Here is a 2768-nt window from a genome sequence, read left to right as displayed (position 1 = left end):
TGTCTTCCCACGTTTTGGTACCTTTGATGGTAGTCACTTCGCCTTGATAGCTATTGATTAGGTTCATTCCATCTACTTTGGTTTCATACCCTTTAACCGCTTCTTCACGGATCGTATAGTTGTATTCTTTGCCTGTGGCATCGGTTTTCGGTACATCGGTGAAGGTATAGGTCCACTCTCCGTTTTTATTTTCTTTAACTACTTGACTGGCTACTTTCGTGCCGTTTTGAAGTAAATCCACCGTAATACTGTCTGGTCGAGTATTGTATTGATTTTGGTTGTCTTCCCATGTTTTTGTACCTTTGATAGTGGTCATTTCCCCTTGATAGCTATTGATTAGGTTCATTCCATCTACTTTTGTTTCATACCCTTTAACGGTTTCTTCACGGATCGTGTAGTTGTATTCCTTGCCTTCATCATCAGTTTTTGGTACATCGGTGAAGGTGTAAGACCAGTTGCCTTTTGCGTCGGCTTTAACGTCTTGACTAGCGATTTTGGTACCATTTTGCAGTAAATCCACCGTGATGCTATCTGGTCGGGTATTGTATTGATTTTGATTATCCTTCCATGTCTTAGTACCACTCACATCTATCGTAGTCTTAGCAAATTTTTTGTTGACCATTCGCAACTGAAGTGTGGATGGTGTAGCTTCATTGGTTTGCATATCCCATCTATGAGAATCTGAATTGATCAACACGTTATTTGCAATGATACTGCCATCAAGATTTTGTTGGACCCGAATCGTATCATCAGGTGCCAAAACAGTTCCTTGAAATGGGCTGTTGAAGGTAATTGTTTGATCCTTTGATCGATTGATAAAATTCCAAAGAACTACTGAATCATCAAAATCTTCCGTCTCTTGGTTATTTCGATTATTGCCATCCAAATAGTTCAGCTTGATTTGTGATTGGATATTAACTTCCGATGCCCCTTCGGTATCAACATTAATAATGACACCTTTGTTTTTTGAGATTCCAGAAATCGTGATTGGTGTATTCTGTTCCAATTCTGCTTTTGTTAATGTAACAATCACTTTTTGATCGTCGCCTACTTCAGGCTTCTCTACAAACACTAATGGATTGGGATCAATTTGATAACCAGTTGGTGCTTTTTCTTCTATAAAAGCATAAGGGCCTATGATTGGAAGATTTTCCGCAACAACTTTTCCTTCATTGTCCGTCACATCTTCATCAATCGTTTTATCTTTAAGCCGATCTTCTAATTCAATCAGCGCGCCTGGAAGAGGAAGACCGTAGTCGTCCACTACTGTTAAGACCACACTCCCTGTACTAGGAGTAGCTGCAGCAAGTTTGACTACACGTTGATTATTGTCTGTAAAATCTTTCGTTACCCCTGCTGATTGACTGAACTGGCCAAGCTTCGTCGAGGTCTGTCTTAATTGGGCAAAGGTTTGATCAAAATCAATATAAGGATCGCTTGCAGAAGAATCTTGGAACACTTCATCTGTCTTTAAGTGATCCATCCGTTGATTGTTGATATACACCGCAGGTTGATGATTTTGATCTTCCAAAGAGATATCGACATTCGGACCAAATACTACTTTGTTCGTTCTTGACCCAGTCGCTGAGACAAAAGACGAGTTAGCAATTGTTGAAAGAGATTGGATATAGCTGATATCCGTTTTGATTGCACCACTATGGATATTTGTTCCAAAATTAGCATTGGCGGCTAAATTTTTTACTGCGATATTCCCATTCATATGGGTATTGATCGTTGCTTGATTGGCAAAAATATGAAAGTTTTGAGCGATCCCTAAAAGATTTTCATCACTGCCAGCAATATCGGTCGTTGCATGGCCAGGACTAGGGATTGCACTTGCTTCCTCTACTGTCGAAGAAGCAGTGTCTGATTTAGATTTGGACTTGGTGGATGCTGCTTCCGTTTGAGAACTTTGGACATTGCTTGAGTCATTCGTCGTGGTCTCGCTTGCCTGGGTGTCCTTTGTCACAGTAGAACTGTCTGTAGCAGTATCCTTGCTCGTTGCGTCAGGATGCACAATAGTTAATTGACAATTGTCTCCTAATAAGGTGGTCTTTGGAGCATCTTTTGCGGTTAACTGAAAACCTTGTATGTCTAAGGAGTCGATTTGATCCGTTGTGAAAGTAATCGTTGTTGTTGCAAAGGATTGACTAGCCGTGGATTCAAGTAATGCCTGACTATCTGTATCAACCTTAAAAGGTACATTGTTGCTTGCAACAGCTGTAAGTGGAATCGGTTGATCTTGATTTTTTAAATAAAAGCCTAACTGATTTGACTCAGATTGCTGATTCTTTTGTACTGTCAGTGTCCATTGAATTTTTTTATTTGTGGCATCTGTTTGATAGGCAATCGTTGCACTTCCCTGCTGATTAGCAAAAATCGTCACAGACTTTCCTTCCGTAGTATCTGCCACAACAGGAACTGCTGAAACAAATGAGCTAAAGAAAGGCAATAAGATCATTATCACCGCCAACCCATTCCATACTTTATTTTTCACAAAATTCATCATTTTCTTCGCTCCCTAACCTACCTATATCATTTCGGCTACTATCTTAAGCGCAAAAAAGTAGAAAAGCAAAAAGCGCATAAAATCTTTTCTGTGAGAAATATGAAAAAAATTATATATACAATCAACGTTTAAATAATATAAAAAACTACAAAATAATCTTAAAATAAATTAAATATATATTAACTATTTTTCCAATTATTTTTTTCTATTAAAAATTCCAAAAAAAAAGAAATAAACTAGTATTCATGAAGTATTTACG

1 protein-coding gene is annotated in these 2768 nt (G+C 38.3%); it reads right to left on the bottom strand.

Annotated elements, in window-relative coordinates; translation table 11 throughout:
- Nucleotides 1-2509: Cna B-type domain-containing protein (locus Q0A12_RS03615; protein WP_291291317.1), on the bottom strand; the 2509-nt coding region annotated here is incomplete at its 3' end.
- Between the last annotated feature and the right edge of the window lie 259 nt (nt 2510-2768).

It is taken from the genome of Enterococcus sp. (assembly GCF_022711995.1).
In the GTDB taxonomy this organism is placed as follows: Bacteria; Bacillota; Bacilli; order Lactobacillales; family Enterococcaceae; genus Enterococcus_D.
Note: the sequence above shows the minus strand (reverse complement) of the source record. Positions and strands in the feature narration are given on the sequence as shown.